Source organism: Paenibacillus sp. FSL H7-0331, assembly GCF_001956045.1.
The window spans coordinates 44,788-62,848 of sequence record NZ_MRTH01000037.1; the positions used below are offsets into that span (position 1 = coordinate 44,788).

The 18,061-nt window shown below is 44.2% G+C and carries 17 protein-coding genes; 8 read left to right on the forward strand and 9 right to left on the reverse strand.

Annotated features, from left to right (window positions below; translation table 11 throughout):
* The first annotated feature begins 81 nt into the window (after positions 1–81).
* From BK127_RS33425 to BK127_RS33445, 5 genes are all read left to right on the forward strand, one after another.
* Complete coding sequence (locus tag BK127_RS33425) at positions 82–1,347, forward strand: serine hydrolase domain-containing protein (RefSeq protein WP_076236462.1); 1,266 nt, start codon at positions 82–84, stop codon at positions 1,345–1,347.
* Between the two features lie 89 nt (positions 1,348–1,436).
* On the forward strand, positions 1,437–1,952 hold the full coding sequence (locus tag BK127_RS33430) for a GNAT family N-acetyltransferase (RefSeq protein WP_179097694.1): 516 nt from the start codon (positions 1,437–1,439) through the stop codon (positions 1,950–1,952).
* Positions 1,953–1,978: 26 nt separating this feature from the next.
* Positions 1,979–2,689: an AAA family ATPase gene (locus BK127_RS33435; RefSeq protein ID WP_076236432.1), complete on the forward strand. Its 711-nt coding sequence runs from the start codon at positions 1,979–1,981 to the stop codon at positions 2,687–2,689.
* A 288-nt stretch (positions 2,690–2,977) separates the two neighbouring features.
* Positions 2,978–3,409, forward strand: a complete 432-nt coding sequence (locus BK127_RS33440) for a DUF6526 family protein (protein ID WP_076236433.1) — start codon at positions 2,978–2,980, stop codon at positions 3,407–3,409.
* A 406-nt stretch (positions 3,410–3,815) separates the two neighbouring features.
* Positions 3,816–4,967 (forward strand): serine hydrolase domain-containing protein, encoded by a 1,152-nt coding sequence (locus tag BK127_RS33445; protein ID WP_076236463.1) that lies wholly within the window; start codon positions 3,816–3,818, stop codon positions 4,965–4,967.
* A gap of 141 nt (positions 4,968–5,108) precedes the next feature.
* On the opposite strand, the gene BK127_RS33450 is transcribed toward BK127_RS33445, so the two are convergent.
* From BK127_RS33450 to BK127_RS33460, 3 genes are read right to left on the reverse strand one after another with little or no spacing between them, the layout of a single operon-like run.
* Positions 5,109–6,308 carry a Ger(x)C family spore germination protein gene (locus BK127_RS33450; protein ID WP_083689798.1) on the reverse strand — a complete coding sequence of 400 codons (1,200 nt, stop codon included), beginning with the start codon at positions 6,306–6,308 and terminating at the stop codon, positions 5,109–5,111.
* On the reverse strand, positions 6,305–7,882 hold the full coding sequence (locus tag BK127_RS33455) for a spore germination protein (RefSeq protein WP_076236434.1): 1,578 nt from the start codon (positions 7,880–7,882) through the stop codon (positions 6,305–6,307). The genes BK127_RS33450 and BK127_RS33455 overlap by 4 nt, the downstream gene beginning before the upstream one ends.
* Positions 7,872–8,987: a GerAB/ArcD/ProY family transporter gene (locus BK127_RS33460; RefSeq protein ID WP_076236435.1), complete on the reverse strand. Its 1,116-nt coding sequence runs from the start codon at positions 8,985–8,987 to the stop codon at positions 7,872–7,874. Before BK127_RS33460 ends, BK127_RS33455 begins: the two co-directional genes overlap by 11 nt.
* A 436-nt stretch (positions 8,988–9,423) precedes the next feature.
* Here BK127_RS33460 and BK127_RS33470 point away from each other — a divergent pair, with 436 nt between their 5' ends.
* Complete coding sequence (locus BK127_RS33470) at positions 9,424–10,203, forward strand: sugar phosphate isomerase/epimerase family protein (RefSeq protein WP_076236437.1); 780 nt, start codon at positions 9,424–9,426, stop codon at positions 10,201–10,203.
* A 25-nt stretch (positions 10,204–10,228) separates the two neighbouring features.
* Here BK127_RS33470 and BK127_RS33475 read toward each other — a convergent pair whose 3' ends face one another.
* Together BK127_RS33475 and BK127_RS33480 are read right to left on the reverse strand one after the other, a co-directional pair.
* Positions 10,229–11,107 (reverse strand): pentapeptide repeat-containing protein, encoded by an 879-nt coding sequence (locus tag BK127_RS33475; RefSeq protein WP_076236438.1) that lies wholly within the window; start codon positions 11,105–11,107, stop codon positions 10,229–10,231.
* 66 nt (positions 11,108–11,173) lie between these two features.
* Entirely contained in the window at positions 11,174–11,731 is a 558-nt protein-coding gene (locus tag BK127_RS33480) for an NADPH-dependent FMN reductase (protein ID WP_076236465.1), read from the reverse strand.
* 212 nt (positions 11,732–11,943) lie between these two features.
* Between BK127_RS33480 and BK127_RS33485 the strand changes: the two genes are divergently transcribed.
* Both BK127_RS33485 and BK127_RS33490 read left to right on the forward strand, forming a co-directional pair.
* The gene (locus BK127_RS33485) at positions 11,944–12,540 is read left to right on the forward strand and encodes a TetR/AcrR family transcriptional regulator (protein WP_076236439.1); all 597 of its coding nucleotides are present in this window, start codon (positions 11,944–11,946) and stop codon (positions 12,538–12,540) included.
* Between the two features lie 120 nt (positions 12,541–12,660).
* Entirely contained in the window at positions 12,661–13,479 is an 819-nt protein-coding gene (locus tag BK127_RS33490; RefSeq protein WP_076236440.1) for an SDR family oxidoreductase, read from the forward strand.
* Positions 13,480–13,572: 93 nt separating this feature from the next.
* Here BK127_RS33490 and BK127_RS33495 read toward each other — a convergent pair whose 3' ends face one another.
* The 4 genes from BK127_RS33495 to BK127_RS33510 are packed head-to-tail and all read right to left on the reverse strand — an operon-like array spanning position 13,573 to position 18,055.
* Positions 13,573–14,730 (reverse strand): DUF2264 domain-containing protein, encoded by a 1,158-nt coding sequence (locus tag BK127_RS33495; protein WP_076236441.1) that lies wholly within the window; start codon positions 14,728–14,730, stop codon positions 13,573–13,575.
* A 13-nt stretch (positions 14,731–14,743) separates the two neighbouring features.
* Complete coding sequence (locus tag BK127_RS33500; protein WP_076236442.1) at positions 14,744–15,745, reverse strand: aldo/keto reductase; 1,002 nt, start codon at positions 15,743–15,745, stop codon at positions 14,744–14,746.
* 30 nt (positions 15,746–15,775) lie between these two features.
* A complete protein-coding gene (locus BK127_RS33505) occupies positions 15,776–17,143 on the reverse strand; it encodes a DUF455 family protein (RefSeq protein ID WP_076236443.1) in 1,368 nt (455 codons plus the stop codon).
* Positions 17,144–17,173: 30 nt separating this feature from the next.
* Positions 17,174–18,055 carry a carbohydrate ABC transporter permease gene (locus BK127_RS33510; RefSeq protein WP_372237400.1) on the reverse strand — a complete coding sequence of 294 codons (882 nt, stop codon included), beginning with the start codon at positions 18,053–18,055 and terminating at the stop codon, positions 17,174–17,176.
* Positions 18,056–18,061 lie beyond the last annotated feature (6 nt).

The window sequence follows — 18,061 nt, forward strand, 5'->3', positions numbered from 1 at the left end:
GCTGTTTATGTTTAATTTACAATAAAATCCAAATACGTTAGACTAATTGATGTGAATCGTATGTGAAATGTAGGAATGGAGATGAAAATTTTGAGCAATTCTAATGCTATCCTGCATTATATGAACGCGTATATGGAGCTTTATCCATTTTCAGGGGTTATCCGTGTTGTTAAACAAGGGGAAATTATTTGTACTCAGGCATATGGTAAGGCTTGCATTGAATTCGATATTTCCAATCATACCGACACCCGTTTTGGTTTAGCTTCAGTTTCAAAGCAGTTTACGGCTTTTGCTGTTATGCAGTTGTATGACCAATCTCTGATCGATATCGATCAATCCGTTAATGATTACCTTCCTGACGAGCTAAAGGTGGACCAGCGCATCACTGCCCATCATTTAATGTCACATACTTCTGGTTTACCCATTTTCCACGGACTGGATGGCCATTTCTTCGGAGACTATGACAAAACGAATTACAGCCAGAGCGAGTTCGTAAAGTTTTTCCGGGAGCGTCCGCTGCATTTTGAACCGGGATCAGGATACGAATATTGTAATGCAGGATACCATATGCTTGCGTTTCTTGTTGAATCGGTAAGTGGTATTTCATTTAAAAAATATTTGGAGGAACATATTTTAAAGCCACTGGGGATGTTCGACACGACGCTTGAGGATGGAATGGAAATTCTGACAAGCAAAGCCTTCGGATATGGCATGATCCATGAAAGTATAGTAAGGGGAGAATATCATAATCCTGCTTATAGTATCGGTGCTGGAGGTATGGTTTCTAACTGTTCAGACTTATATAAATGGTATCTTTGTCTCAAAGAACGTAAATTGCTGGGCAACAGCACGTATTCTCGCTTTTTTCAGGAGAATGTAAACGGTTACTGCTATGGTTTATTCAAGGATTATATGTACGGAAAACCAAGATTTTATCATGACGGTGCATATCTTGGAATTGGTGCGTATATGCAAAGTTTTTTCGAAGATGATATTTGTATTATTGTGCTATGCAATTATGACTTCGTTAATTATTTTCGGGTAGGGAACGCGATCAGTGAGTTGATCTTTACAGGAAATTCAGAGGTTCCGCAGAAGCCGTTGGAAATCGTTCTTGATGAAGAGTTAGCTGAAAAGTATGAAGGCGTCTACGTAAAAGATCGTGCAGAATTAAGAAGAGTTCATAATCATTGGGAATTTGTACATTTGGGCCGCTTTCACAAACCTCTCTATCCTATTGGGAACCATCAATTTCAGAGCACATGGTTGGATAAATCCTATATTCTAAAAAAATGTGAGGATGGTGAGTTTGAGTTTATAGGATTACGGAAGCAGATTGACTCCTGAAAGAGCTGCTAGAAATAGTGCGATAAGTTGTTTATAAGGGGGATACCATGCTCATCTTGCGAAAAGGAAACAGGAATGATCTTGAATTCTTGATTCGAATTGATTTGAAAAATGATGGATACACGTCAGGACCAGATGATGTTGAACTGACAGAGCAGCAGCAAGAGGAACACCGCCAGAAGATACAGAAGTATGTAACTGATCCCAATAAAGGTGCATTTATTGCTGAGGATTCAGTTTTGTCCATGCCCATTGGTATGATCATGTATTCCATATCCAATAGGGATGATGTGTATTCATGGAAAACGATATATAATGAATTAGATCGTACCCTATTTCAAAGTGACGGTCGATTCCTCGAGATATTTCAATTATGGGTGCATCCAGATTACCGCAGAGCAGGCTTGGCAACACAACTTAAAAGCAAGCTGGAAGAAGAAGCTCAATATCACAATGTCAATTTAATATATACACATACCGAAGCGGTAAATGATCACGTCATTGAGCTTAATAAAAAAATAGGTTATCAAGAGGTTCGACGTGGTCCTATTTGGGATGATATCATTCGTGTTAGCCTTATCAAACAGCTGAATGTATCCAATTAAGAGTATAAGTATTGGAGTTGAACACCATGTATTTGCGTAGCCTGGAAATTCTCAGAAATAAAGATCATGACTCAAAAGCGTATCCCTTTACGATACCCGCGATCAAAGAATTGGACTCCATTTCGTTTGAAACGAATGTCACCTTTCTAGTAGGGGAGAATGGCTCAGGGAAATCGACACTGCTGGAGGCGATCGCCTATCAGTGCGGATTTAACACGGCTGGAGGAGGGAGGAACAACGCCTATGAGGTAGAGGCTTCCGCGTCCATTCTGGGGGATCATATTCGGCTCTCATGGATGCCCAAAATCACGAATGGATTTTTTCTGCGAGCAGAAACCTTTTATCACTTTGCATCCCATATGGACACGCTGCCCGAGGGCTTACAATATTATGGAGGTCGTTCCTTACACGAGCAATCGCATGGGGAGGCGTTTCTTTCACTTTTCACACATCGCTTTGGAAAAAGGGCGATTTACCTGCTGGATGAACCGGAAGCGGCTCTATCGCCTGCGCGGCAGCTGGCATTGCTGCGCATTATTAAAGATTTGGAGCACGATGCTCAGTTCATCATCGCTACACATTCACCAATTCTGCTCGGATATCCAAATGCGCAAATACTGAACTTTGACGTTCAGCCTGTAGCCGGGATTCGATATGAGGATACGCTGCATTATATTATTACCAGACGTTTTCTGGAAAACAGGAAGGCTGTCCTTAAGGAATTATTTGAAGATTAACAGATTTGATGAAAAACCTTCATACGAAGTATGGAGATTTTTTTGCAGCTAAGGATTCCCCGGGAAATATCGACATAAAAAGAGGAACGGCATGGTAAATGACGGATAATTAATAAATGTGTTTTATTATTTTGGCAGTTACCAGAACAACAGGATTTACCAACTTTTTGTTGAATACATGAAAGATATGTGCGACGCAGCGAAGGGGATGGTGTGAATGCCATGTCGTGTGTAATTCATTTTGAAATATTATAGTGTTATCAAAGCGACTTACAAGGAGGAAAAAGATTGAGTAAGCTCAAAGCGCAAAGTTATGACAATCATAAGAAATTTGTACCTCTATTCCATTTTGTCCTGGCACCCATCGCACTGATCCTATTCATTGCGTCGATTATTCACATGTTTAAAGAGCAATTTAGTTATGCTTCCCTTTTTGATTTTGGTATTTCCATATGTGTATTAATATTGGCGGCGCTTGTTCGCCTATTTGCAACCCAATTGCAGGATCGCAGCATTTTCCAGGAAGAGAACTTTCGGCACGTTCATCTTACAGGCAAACCCCTGGATGCAAGACTCAGTTTACAGCAGATCATCGCACTTCGTTTTGCTTCAGACGAATCATTTCCTCAATTATGTGTGAAGGCAGCCGAAACGGGGATGGAGCCTGACAAGATCAAGAAATCCATAACTGTGTGGAGGGCTGATCACAACCGAGTGTAACGTGATCATCTTTGCGGATTGTGTATTTCGAAAGGTTACAAACAGGATTCATATATCTCTTGGTTTGGGAGGCAGAGGAACGATGCATGCCCCTGGGCTCTATAAAACCTAAAGCCGCTAAACACTACTTTGAGTGTTTGGCGGTTTTTTTTAGCAGCGTGTTGACTTGGTACTGCTTGTGTCTGGCATTACATATCAATAAGATACACTTTAAGTATCATCCTTTAAATTCAAGGTAATTAAAATGAAAATAAACGAATTCCTATGTGTTATATCTATTATAAGTTTAATATGTTATGTAAAATGAACGTATTTATTAATATAATAAACTCATACCGATAAAGTAATCAATGGATGAACGGTTCAGAGAGGATGACTATCGTTGAGTAAATACAATTCAAACAAGATGGATACAGAGGGTCTACAAGCACGTATTGATGAGGTAATTGATCGTACACTTGCTGAAAAACGGCTGGTTGGCACGGTTATCCAAGTTGCGATTAATGGAGAGCAAAGTTATAGTCGTGCTGCCGGTTTTGCAGACCGTGAGCATCACCGGCTTATGCAAAATAATACATTATTCCGACTTGCGTCCGTGTCCAAGCCGATCGTTTCCACGGCTGCCCTGGTACTCGTATCGCAAGGCCGCCTGCAATTAGACGACCGTGTGGACTATTGGCTGCCCGAGTTTAACCCCCGTCTGCTAAGCGGTGAATTTGCTGCAGTGACTATTCGGCATTTGTTGACTCACACGGCTGGGCTGACCTATCGATTCTTTCAGAAAGAACATGATTCATACGAGAGCGCCGGAGTATCAGATGGCATGGACCAGGCTGACATTACATTGGATGAGAATCTACGCCGTATTGCTTCTGTACCGCTCCTCTATGCGCCAGGCACCCAGTGGAAATATTCCATTGCAACAGATGTTCTTGGTGCAGTAATTGCCAAAGTTGCGGGTGCCCCACTAAACGAAGCGGTGCGTTCTCTGGTGACCGAACCGCTTGGCATGAATGATACGGGGTTTATTACGGTCGACCCGATACGGCTTTCTGCGGCATATGCGAGTGCTATTCCTGAGCCACGTCGTATGCTTGACAGTGACCATATTCCATTTATAGAAGGCACGGCCGGTTTCAGGCTTGCTCCCGGTCGGGCACTTGATGATAGCGCTTATCAATCAGGTGGAGCAGGTATGGTTGGCAGCGCGGGAGATCTTTTGCAACTGCTGGAAACTTTGCGGATGGGTGGGGCACCTCTTTTGCCGAAGAGTTTGGTCCAAGAGATGACGACTAACCAGATCGGAAGCCTTCCTATGGCTTACTGGCCGGGGCGTGGATTCGGTCTAGGTTTTACCGTGCTTAAAGATCCGGTCGCCGCAGAAACTTGCGAGTCACCAGGAACTTGGCGTATGGGGGGAACCTATGGTCATTCGTGGTTCGTTGATCCCGTAAAGCAAATAAGCGTCGTGGCGTTTACCAACACCGCATTGGAGGGCATGTCAGGCCAGTTTACGGTAGACCTTTGTAAAGCCGTTTATGAAGGGAGTAAGAAGTGAAGAATGGCAGAAAACTCAAAGTAGAAATGTAGCCGTTTAAAACTCTCAGCTGCGAACGAGTCTTTTGGTAATGAAATCGACTCACACGAGAAAGCGCATCGCTGTCAGCGATGCGCCCAGGTTCGCTAAAGCTCATGATCATTAATTGTTCTCATTTAAAAAAGTGTTAGTTTTCAATCCCAAGTACCTCATTTTAACGTCTACAGTTACATCAATATCTGCCTTCGCGAACTCGTCATTCCAATTTTCTTTGACTTTTTTGAAATTTTGATAATCCTGCCTATTCATGACTTCACCGAAGCCAAATATATCGGAGCTATATTCCTTTTGGGCCTTTTCAATGGTCCCTTTAATTCCAGCTTTCACCTGTTCTTCAATCAGGCTTTGATAATGGGTATATGTTTCTAATTTCCTCATGTCATCGCTACATTGTGTGCCTTCCATTTTGGCTTCCAAGGAAACCGAAATTTGTATAAAAGGCTTATCGTCTTTGTAGTGTGATTTAACTTTGGAGTGAGAATTAAATATATGAACAGTGATGAACTTGTTCTTTCCACATGTAGTGGTTATAGACGTGGATTTGATTTTGTTTTGGGTCCACAAATAATATCTGGTATCATCCACGGCAAGATAGCCTTGTAACTGCTCGCCCTTGAAAATGGCTATACCGCTTAATAAAACCATAGCATCGGGTTCAATGGTCTCCATGTTACTTTTTCTTTTCCCTTTTTCAGCATCACCTTGGATGGTAACAGCGGTTAGCACAGGTTCTCTTCCTTTCGAAATTAACGAGGAAACAAAATCCTTGATTTTACTCTGAGGATCCCCGCCATAATCCTTGAACATGGTCTCAAGCTGTGTTTTTAGTTTAAATGAAGAAGATTTTTGCAGGGGATAAGAAACTTTTAATACATCGGATGCTGAAACTCCTTTTGCAATAATCAGATTATATTCATTTCGTATTTCTCGATTTCTGTCCAGAAAGTCAATAAATTCAAGTAAGCCTTCCTTGGCTACCTCTTCACTAATGACTATGACTTGTACATGAGAGTAAGTTGAACTTCTCGTGAAGCCAATATTCAACTTATTCACAAGTTCTGCAATCATATCACCTTCCAGACTAAAAATGATGGAAGGGGTAGCCTTCCCGCCTGTCTTTGGATTTATTTCTGTTTCAATGATCGATTCAGTTGTCAATTTATATTTTTTATACTCCCCTTTGTCTATGCCGATCCCTGTAATAAGGGATGTTGCATTAAGCTCTTTTCGGTCCCAACAACCACTTACAATAACGACGATAATAAGTAAAGGTACACACAAACCGATTATTCTTGTCATCATCCAGAATCTTCCTCCATCGGGGGCGTAGGAGGTTCAACGTTGGGTTGCCTAAGTGGTTTTTCCGTTTTGAGGTAGCTGGGTCTGTTTTTTAATGAAAAAGTAGGAAAACGAAAAATAACATCTTTTTGGTCCTCAATAATAAAGGGTGCAAACGGAGCCATGTAGGGAATTCCGAAAGAACGAAGACCGCACAAATGTCCGATCAAAATGATCAAACCTAATGCGACTCCATAGAGACCGAAAACAGATGCAAAAAGAATTAGAATAAATCTCAATAAACGAGTCGATACAGCAAAGCTGTAAATAGGGGAAACAAAGCTTGAAATTGTCGATAATGCAATAATAATAACCGTAGAAGTTGAAACGATTCCCGCTTCAATAACGGCTTGACCGATAACCAAACCTCCAACAATTGACACGGTAGGACCTACAGCTTTAGGCATTCGAGCACCTGCCTCCCGTAAAATTTCAAATGTTATTTCCATAATAAATATTTCGAATAAAGCTGGAAAAGGAATATTTTCTCTCTGAGACGTAAGGCTTACCAATAATGATGTCGGAATGATTTCAATATGATAGGTGATAACTGATAAATATAAAGAAGGAAATAAGAGGGAGATCATAAAAGATAGATATCGAATCATTCGAGCAAACGAGCTCATCAGGAAAGGATGATAGTAATCTTCCGATATTTGGAAAAAGTCATTAAAAACAGTAGGAAGCAGGAGCGCGAATGGGCTCCCGTCCACTATAATTGCAATTTTTCCCTCCACTAAATTAGCTGAGATACTATCGGGTCTTTCCGAATTGAAAATAAGCGGGAACAGAGTGATGGTTTTATCCGTAATCAATTCTTCAAGCGTCCCCGAATCAAACATGGCATTGGTTGTAATGTCACTGATTCTTTTGTTTATTTCCTCTAAAATTCCATGATTCACTATGCCATCAATGTAGCATACGTAAACAGTTGTAGATGTATCTGAACCAAGAGTATGTTTTTCGAAACGAAGTGAAGGATTTTTGATTCTGCGTCGAATCAGGCTTAAATTCGTATCACTTGATTCGGTAAAACCATCCTTCGGACCACGAATAATACCTTGCGTGCTTGGTTCTTCTATGGAGCGTGTAGAAATGGAATTCATACGTATAGAAATTGCTTTTGTAAAGTCTTTAATAAAGAGAATAACATGTCCAGAAAGGATGTTGTCGATTACTTGAGTTTCATACTCTAACAACTGAAGCTGGGTTCCTGCTAATTTCTCCTTACAAAATTGTTCAAGCTCACTTTCATTGTCTATAGATAACGGATTAACGGAAGCGACAGAAAGAGAGAGCACAATTTTATCATTAATTGCTTGTTCATCGGTCATAGTCGTGAGATAGCAAATCAATGCTTCTCGTTGCCCTATATACAGGGACTCTATATAAAAATCGGATGTATGTCCGAAAATTTCTTGAAAATGATTTTGGTTAGCCTTTAAATCTTTTCCGATTTTTATATTTCGACTTTCTTGTGTAGGAATCCAGGGGTCAATTTTCCTTATTTTGGATTTAAATAATTTTTTAAACAACATCTTTGGCAGCACCTCCTTTTTTTATATTTTTACAAATGATAAACAAAAATATTAGGAATGGAATTATATATTGAATAGGTAAATGTATGTACAGGGGCACAAGGTGAAAACCTTCATGGAAGTGTTCAGTAGTGTTTGCTGCAATTAAAATGGCAAACATGGCTATTTGCATCGCGACTGGAATAACAAATGGACGATAATGCAATTTGGAGACATATCCTATACCTCTCAACGCACAATAGAAAAAGATACTCACTTTTACGTATATTCCCATCATCATCACAAAAACAACTACAGCGTCCAAGCGCTCAATAAAATTAGCAACCGATATTTCTCTTGCTGCATTAAGTAGAGGGAACGTGGAACGTTCGTTAATTTCAAACCCCAAAACACTAATTTTAATCATAGTAAAACCAGTGAGTAGTAAGCCTGCTAGAGTGACAGAAATGATACTGATTTTTTTTATATGCTTGCATTGAGTCACATAAGCTCCAATAATCGTAAGTACGATTAATTCACCATTAGGAAAAGTTAGAAGAACCGGAAAAATGGCCTTTAGTATGGGTTTAAATCCTTCAGCAAGAATGGGCTGTAAATTTTCAAGGTGAATGTTTCCGCCAATATAAAGTAAGAACATAATTAATATCAAAAAAAATACAGTATATGGGAAAAATATTTCCATACTCCTCCCCAAAACCTCTATGCCCATGTACAGAATATAAGCAATGACCAGCATGAAGGTTAACGAAATGAATTCCATAGGCGTATTTGGGAAAATAACTATTTTTATCAACTCGCAAAAATCACGTAAATTTCGGGAGGCATTATAAATAAAGTATTCAATGTAACCCATTGATAGTAAAATCGCTATTTTTCTTCCAAAGCAAGCCTCTAGAATTTCAAATAAGTTTTTATTGGGCATTTTCATTAAAATGAAACTATAAAATTGTATTAAACCGATCCCTATGAAAGAAGCAAGCAAAATAGCGATCCATGCGTCCTGTTTCGCTTGATTGGCAACACTAACTACAATAGCCGTACCTAAATGGAAGCTGAATATAAGAACGAATAGCTGCGACAGCGATATTTTTTCCACTAGTCTCACTTTCACTCAGCTCCTTATTTAATCTGTATTATGGTTACAAGGGTTTTTATTTCTCCTTAATCGATAATCGACAATAATGGCATACATAAAGGTGAGTCCAATTGCTACAAATACAGTATTCCTCCCTGTCTGTACGTTAAATTCTGTGATATTCATGAACGCTTTTAGGAAAGAAGTGCCATAAACAATCGAGTCTATATAAGTAATGATGACCATTCCGATAAGCAGAATCACAAAAGATAAGAATGTAACCAAACCTCTATTCCCTCTTTTCCTTAAGGTTTATTAATTTAAAGTAACCAAATATAAGAGATATATGCAAAAGATGGTTTTTATGGAATAATCAGTTGCTGAGAGGATTTCATTATTCGCATGGAAAAGGAGTCTTGTATCTGATGGGGTGAAAGTGGATATGGGGAGAAGTGTCTTTCAATAAATCGATCTTGAATTTTGTGAGAAGCACGGGTACGATCTGATTGAAATCCGCTTGGATAAACTAAAGGAATACTTAGAGGAGCATACAGTAGCTGATTTGAAGAACTTTTTCGATACCAGTAAGATAAAATCGTTTGCTTTCAATGCGCTTGAATTCATCAGCTTTCGAGATGAAACCGGTTACAGTAAAATAGTAGAAGACCTGCAATTCCTTTGTGAGGTTGGCTCCGTTATTGACTGTAAAAAAATTGTTGTTGTTCCTACCTTCGACATCGGCGATTATACCCGTCAACAAATTCAGGAGGAAACCGTCAGAGTCCTGCATGATTTGGCAGACCGTGCACAAGCTTACGGGGTAAGCCTGGCCTTCGAATTCGTGGGTTATCCGAACTGCTCGGTCAATACGTTTGGACAAGCCTATCAAATCGTTCAAGCAGTTAATCGCGACAACGTCGGAATCGTGCTGGATTGCTTCCATTTTCATGCAATGAACTCCAGGCTTGAGGATTTACAGCAGGCAGATCCCGCTAAAATCTTCGTGTTCCATATTGACGATTGTGAAGATTTGCCTGTCGGCGCTTTGAGGGATCAACACCGGGTATGGCCAGGCCATGGCTCTGTGGACTTAGATGTTATCCTAAGAACGCTGAGTGAAATTGGATATAGCGAAATGGTATCCGTAGAATTGTTCATGCCGGAATATTGGGATTGGGAGATTGAGAGAACGATTCAAACAGGCAAAGAAACGACGGAACAGGCGATCCGTACATATTTCGCTTAGCCGAAAGCTGCCAAGGGCAGCTGCCTTATGCTCCAAAGCTCGTCCAATGTGTTGGGCGAGTGAGTGAAGAGGGCAGCTTGGTATCGGCATCGCCCTTCGCCGCGTTGAGCTGGGCTTGGGTGAGAAAGATACTGTCGGTGAGGTCGGCGCCGCTGAGATCAGCGTCTCGGAAATCTGCCCCGATGAGGTCAGCCACTCTCAAGTCGGCACCTTTGAGGTCAGCGGCAATAAGGTACGCCCCTCGCAAGTTGGCGCCTTTGAGATCTGCTCCTCCAAGCTTGGCCCCGATAAGGTCAGCCCCTCGGCCGTAGTTCTTCTTACGCCGTAGGGAAGCCTCGTGCTGGTCACGAGCCTCGGCTCTTACAAGTTCGCTTGTCCTCAGGAGCAGAGAATTGACATAGGCCCGATGTTCGGCCACGTCAAGCTCCATGAGAGAGTCGGGACTGAGGTAAGTTAAGCGTTCTGTTTCTTCGAGTGCGAGGCTGAGCTCACCGTGGATTGGCTGGGCCGGCTGCAGCGTCAACGCTTCTTTCAAATACCAGAGCAGCTCATGGAGCTGCCGCATGATCGGAAATACCTCGAACATTGGCTTCGCTGTATCCGGGGCTTGCCGCCAGTCTTGTCCACCGAAGGTGACTTGGGAAACTTGCTGCCCTGCACCAAAGCAGTCATAAACCGTGCAGCCTCGAAAACCGAGTTCTCTGAGGCTTGTATGAACACCGCAGCGAAAATCCGACTGCAAGTTGGGACAGGGCTGACCGGCATTTTTGTCGATTGCAAAATCAGACGAAGCTGCAAAGGGCAGCGCGGCACAGCACAAGCCGAAGCAATTCTCGCAGTCAGCTTGCAGATGGATACGACTCCTGTCAGGGAAAGGCCTTGAATTATCGAGATTCTTAGACATGTGTGGACTCCTTACGCTGCACCTTATAACAGCTAATTGACTCAAATTAGGTTAGAATGTTAACAATTAACGTAAAACCTTTAATGCGCCGCTCCAGGCAATGACTTGATCGAACAGCGTGTTGACGGCCGCTTCCTGATGAGGTGCGGGCTTTAGAATACTGTAGTTTTCAAAGTCTGTAAAGACCGATAAGGTAACCTGAGCGCGTACGTCAGCAACATGCAGTTCACCCAAAATTAGTCTCAGGTTTTCTGCCGCTCGAGCCCCGCCTGTACCGCCGCCATAACTGACTATGCCCGCGGCTTTATCCTTCCATTCGTTAAAAAGATAGTCGATGGCGTTCTTAAGTGCCCCGGGAATGGCATGATTATATTCAGGTGTTACGAAAACAAAACCATCAAACGATTTGATTGCTTCAGACCAAGCGAGCGTATGCGGTTTCGTATATCGACTCAAAACTGGAGGATTGGGTTCATCATATAACGGCAAATTGAAAGCCGCGATATCCACGAGCTCGTATACAGCATCATTGCGTTTTTGGGCGATCTCGTGCACCCATCGTGCAATGGCTTCACCTCTGCGACCTGGACGCGTACTGCCAATAATAATGGCTATTTTTAGCATGAGTAACTCCTTCGTCATATTGACTGTATTTTTTGAATCGGCGATATAAGAATGATCTCTGTAGAGAATCATAACAGATGGATTCCTTACAGTTCAAAAGAAACAACCGTTATAACTAATGTTTCCGATTGACAAAGTATACAAAATGATTATAAAATAGAATGAACATTCGATCTATGTTTGTTGATTAAGCTGATTCGTGGAGGGATGCTATGTTTGATAAATACAATAAAGTACAGCAGGCTGTTCTGGAGACAACCCTTCGCATCATTATTCAAAGGGAGCTGCAAGCTACATCGATGGCGTTGATCGCTAAGGAATCCGGCGTATCGACAGGTAATATTTATCACTATTTTCAGAGCAAGGAGGATATCATTAATGAGCTGTATAAGGGGATTGTTACCTTTAACGGTGAATATGTAATTCAGGGCTTGAATCAGAAAGGAACCATTCGGGAACGCTTTAACTGGGGCTGGGAGAAGGTCATTGAGCTGAGCAAAAAGTATCCTGAAGGATTTTTGTTTATTGAGCAGTATTCGTTTTCGCCCTATATTTATGAAGAGGTCAAAAAAGAGGCATACTCGGGCGGCTGGTGCGGTCCAATGAACAAGCTTTATGCCGAGGCGATTGATCAACAGCTCATTATCGACATGCAGCCGGAGTTAATGGTCCAAATGCATTACGGATCTATCGTATATATGGTCAAAGGACATATTCATGGGAACATTGAATTCACTGAAGAAATTGCTCGCAACGCGATACAGACTTGCTGGAACGGAATAAGCCGAGATATCCAAATAGCCAATTAAACAGGTCTTGGTTAACCAGGGCCGATTTTTTTAAAAGTCAGTAGAATGAACGTTCGATCTATACACGCTTGAGACTGAGAATGATCCATATAAAACAAATCAGAAAGAGGAGATCAACCAATGAACAAAACGATTTTTATTACAGGAGCCAGCTCTGGGCTGGGCAAATTAACGGCAATTCATTTTGCCAAGATGGGCTGGAACGTAGCCGCTACGATGCGCACGCCTGACAAGGAAACGGAGCTTACCAAGTACAGCAATATTAAAATCTTCAAGCTGGATGTTACAAATGTGCAGCAAGTACGAACAGCCGTAGAGCAGGCGATTGCTGCATTCAGTCGAATCGATGTGGTTGTGAATAACGCGGGGATGGGTACCTACGGTGCCTTGGAGCTGGCCGATGAGGAAGATATAGATTGGCAGTTTGCTGTTAACGTTCGTGGTCCGATTAATGTGATTCGTGCGTTTTTGCCGCATTATCGTGCCAATGGGGGAGGCATGTTCATCAACATCAGCTCCATGATGGGGGTTACGACTGCCGTACCGACCGGATCGTTGTATAACATGTCCAAATTCGCATTGGAAGGACTGATCGAAGGTCTTTATTACGAGCTGCAGCCGCTGAATATCGAATTAAGATTGGTGGAGCAAGACGGTTCCAGTGGTAATAATTTTGTGAATAACGTCATTTGGAACACGAACGAAGATATTAAGGACTATGATGCCATAACCGCAAAAGTGAAGCGCATGTTCGAAAATATTGACAGCAGTCGTTTGGAGGACCCACAAAATATCGTCGACGAGATTGAGGCCTTGGCAACCGGGGCCAGCCAGCAATTCCGTACACTGGTAGGTCAATCCAGCAAGAATCTGGTCGCACTCAGAAATTCTGTGCCGATTGAGGAATATTTGGAAAAGGTTATGGCAAACTTTAAATAAGTGGTAGTTTCTGTCGGAAGCAGATATAGAAGGTATAACTCATAAGCAAAGGCAGGGAGCTGTTTAATAAGCTTCTCTGCCTTTGGTTGCGTTCTATGATTTGCGCAGTGCTTGGTCCACGCCGGTTGACGCACCCGACCATATTTTCTTGGCTGTCCAATCGGCTGAGCCCTGCCAGAAGCTGGAATGAGCAGGCAGTCCCAAAGTAATAAATACGGTCGAACATAAATACAAGCTGCCCGTTGAAATATAATACTCGCCGATTCCCGGCTGCGCACCAGACAGGCCAATTTGCAGCCAGCCATTGGCATCGTAGGTGCCAGGAGCTTCAAGCGTACGACGGATTACGGCGGTCAGTGCACAGCGGACTTGAGCCGGCGCGATATCGCCCGGCAGCTCTTCGCGCAGCGCGACTTGTGCGAGCAGCTGAAAGGCGCCGGTCCGATAAGCCAGTGACCGACCGATCGGAGGGAAGGTGCCTTCCGGTGATATCAGCCGTTCCTGCACAGCTGCATATCGTTGTGCCCGCAAGAGGATCGGCGCGCGCATTTGCTGCCATTCGGGGTAACAGTCCCCGACAGTTTCAACAATGTCGATGAGCATGGGCTGAATCACATAGCTGTTGTAATAGTCCCAGTGAAATTCAGGGCCATCGCCATAGGCTCCATCACCTTTATACCACTGCTCATGCTGTCTGAGGGCGTAATCAACACGCATGGAATCCCATGCGGCTCCCATCTTGAATAACGCGGCTTCGACAATAGCAGAGAACAGCAGCCAATTGTTGAAGCCGGGTTTGCAGTACCGCGTGGCCGTCAATTCGGCAATGATGTTGTGCCTCACGGAGTCGTCGAGCTTGTCAAAAAGCTCAGTCGGTGCACGCAATATCGCATGCGCGACAAAGGCTGCATCGACGACAGGCTGAAAGCCTTGACGGAAATTAAGATAATCGGCTGAAGCAGGGTCAACCGCAGAACGAATTGCTTCGCGGGCCAGCACAGCGATATGCCTGCGCAATTCGCCTTCATGACCGGAATCCGAACCCGATTCCAGCCATGGAGCAAGCCCGGTCAGCGTTCGTCCGAGTGCCTCGAGATGCGTGAATTGGGCACGGTCCCCCGTGTTGTTCTCAATCGGCATCGTTTGTTTGAGCTTGCCAGCGGCCAGTGCTTCCAGAACGGGGGTCACAACCCGGCATAAGGTGTCGACCCAATAGCTCCTATCGTTCGTGGTTTCAGCTAGATGATTCACGAATGCGCCTCCCTTATAAATAACGTCTCGCCTGATAAAAATTTCGAATCCAGCGGTGTTTATTTCTCAGCAGCTCGAATACTTCCTGTGGAAGCTCAGGACGAGCAGCTGCTTCAAGATTGGGGCGAATAAATTCGTGCACATGCATCGAGGTAATTGCTGTTGTAATGCCTTCAGGCTGTAAGGCGAATCGTATCGCCAGCTCGGCGAGACTTTCTGCATACTGTGGGATGAACGTTTGCAAGGCATTAATTTTGTCGATATAAATCGACCGCGGCAGCACATCAAAATAGTTGGCACGGAAGTCGCCTTCAGCAATATGGGTATCTGCCTTCAAGAATCCGGTCAGTCCGCCTTCGTCGAGAATAATTCGTGCAATAACGGCAACCTGATGCTGACGGCAGATCGGGATCAGGCAATCGAGTGCCAAGGGATCAAAAATATTAAATAAGGTTTGCACCGCATCGATTTTACCAGAACGAACCAAAGCAATTGCCAGCTCGTGCCTGTGATCGGGAACGGAAATCCCGATATATCGTACCAAGCCCTCCTCCTGAAGGCGCAGCAGCTCCTCCATCCAATAGTCGGAGTCGTCCCAATGCGCCCAGTATTGGTGCAGCTGGATAAGATCAAGCTGCTCAAGCCCCAGCTGCTGTAACGAATCAAGCACGCTAGCACGCAGCATGCCTCTCGGATAAGCAACCTCGACAGGCACAGGAGCATGCCAGCCCGAGCCTGGCGGGTATGAGGCTGGGGCCGGCTGTGCTGCAACCTTGGTCGCAACAAACGGACGCTCGCCGGTCCACTGCTGTAAGGCTTTGCCGACCAGCTCCTCCGACCGTCCATAAGCTCTGGCCGTATCGATAAAGTTGATGCCTCCATCCAGAGCAAGCAGGACGGAGCGGATCAAATATTCATCGTCATAGCTGCCGAAGCTCCCGGACAGGCCCATAGCTCCAAAGCCCAGCTTGGAAATGCGCTCGCCGGAACGCGGAAAGACGTTATTCGTACCCATCATGATCCTCTTTTCACCACCTTTACCTTTTTAATAGTTCGTATATTGCAGCTCTACCGTAGACAACCCGCAAAAGCCTGGAAAGTTTTTGGCTACTCTGCGAATTTCTTCGGGATCACCGGGAATTTCCAATTTCTCGAGTCTGCGAATCCGGGCTCGCTCTGACATTTCCCGTGCGGTGATGATATCGTCGATTTGCTTATATAGCTCGGGTCCCCATGTTTTGCCGAATTCCACATGCATCCGTTCATCGACCATGTCGAATTCACATTGGATTGCTGAGAGGGCATCCCCGAATTCCCAGAACTTCTCGACGCATTTCCGCTTTTTGACGAATGAGCAGGGCTCTGCCACCATGGTCAACCCCGCATACATATCCGGAAACCATTCCTGCTTCAGCTCTTCAATGGAAGCGCCGGGAGAGGTGTTGAAAAACTTGAACTGCTCGGTTTTATAGCCCATTTGCTTCAATCGTCGGACACCCATTTGACTGTGGCGCACCTCATCCCATAAGTGGCGGGCCAGATCATAATAAAACTCCAAAGGCATCTTCTGTACGCCATAATATAAGTAACAGAGCGATTCCGCCGCACTAATCTCTGTTGCATTAATGTAATGCATCTGCCTCACACTATCCTGCAAGGGCGACATCGTCGGGTCGGAATACGATTGTTTATAGGCATCGGTCCGTTCATAAACAGGAAACTGCGGATCATTGCTGGACTCTGCGGGTACGGGTCCGGCGGCCTCTGCGGCCGGGTGAACCGGCAGCCGGAGCGCTTCTACATCCAGCCGATGAGCGAGAACATCCTCGTACAGGCTCCACACCTCGGCAACATAGTCCTGCCACTGCTCGGCTGCTGACTTTTCGTCGCCAAACTGCTCCAGCCGATCGTACAGATAGTCGACAAGCTCATGCCGGGAATACAAAATCGTACGCAGATGATCCACTGTAGGTGCGTCGAGAATCGTATCCAGCTTGGCCGCTAACTCATCGTAAAGGACAAACATACGCCGCAGCACATGCAGATAGCCTATGATGAAGCTGGCAGTGTCCGGAGCTTGCGAGATCCGTTCGAATATTTCGCGGGTCAAGGCCGGGGTGCCTTCCTTAACATTCAATGAACCCGGCAGCTCGATCAATCGGGTATGGAGCGCTTTCGTATGCTGGCTGTGCAAGTAGCCGAATCGACCGAGCTTCGTCTTAAGCTCATAATCGGCAACAGCAGGCAGCCATCCAAAAGCAAGGCGGGACAGCTCATACTCCTGCCACAGGAAGTCAAGCAGCAGGCGCGCGGTATCCTTCGGGCGTAAATAACGGTATGAGGCGGCTGCGCCTGCTGGCATTACATTTTCTTTTTCCGTCAAATTGTAATCTTCTTGTTCATGTTCTAGCATCGCAGATCCCTCCAAGGTTATAGTTAACGATCAGCCTTTTAATGCACCTACCATGACGCCTTTGACAAAATATTTTTGCATAAAAGGATAAACAAACAGAATCGGAAGTGTCGCTACCATAATCGTGGCATACTTGATCGTCTCACCAATCTGGAACAAATCACCGAAGGCGGCATTGCTGGACATGCTGTCTGTCGAATTCGCAATCAGGATTTCCCGCAGAATGAGCTGCAAGGGAAACAACTCGCGATCCTTAAGGAAAATGGAGGCGTAGAACCAGCCGTTCCAGCGTTCAACCGCGGCGTACAGTACAATAACCGCAATAACAGGCAGAGAGAGCGGGAGTACAATTCTCAGTAAAATAATGAAGTGGTTCGCTCCATCGATTTTGGCGGATTCCTCCAGGCTTTCCGGCACAGCAGCAAAGGCGGTTCTCATGATGATCAAATGAAACGTATTCATCGCAAAGGGAACAATCGCAGCCCACAGAGAATTAATCAGTCCCATATCCTTAACGACCAAATATAAGGGGATCAGGCCTCCATGAAAAAACATCGTAAAGATGATAAAGAAAACGAAATAACGATTCCACAGCACGTTTTTTCTGGATAACACATAGGCTCCCAGACACGTGAGGGATAAACTCATCATAACGCCGACGACTACAATAAATAAGGTATTGGCGTAGCCAGTCAATATATTCGGATTTTTCAGCACGATTTGGTAAGCTTCGAGATGGAAGCCAAACGGCTTCAACAGCATCCCTTGATGTGCCATCAATTGGTCGGGATTACTGACAGAGGCAAAGGCTACATGAATCAATGGATATAAGGTCACGATAACGAGCAGGGAAAGTACGAGATAAATCATCCATTCGAATAAACGATCCGCTAAACCGGAATGTGTGTGCAAGCTCTT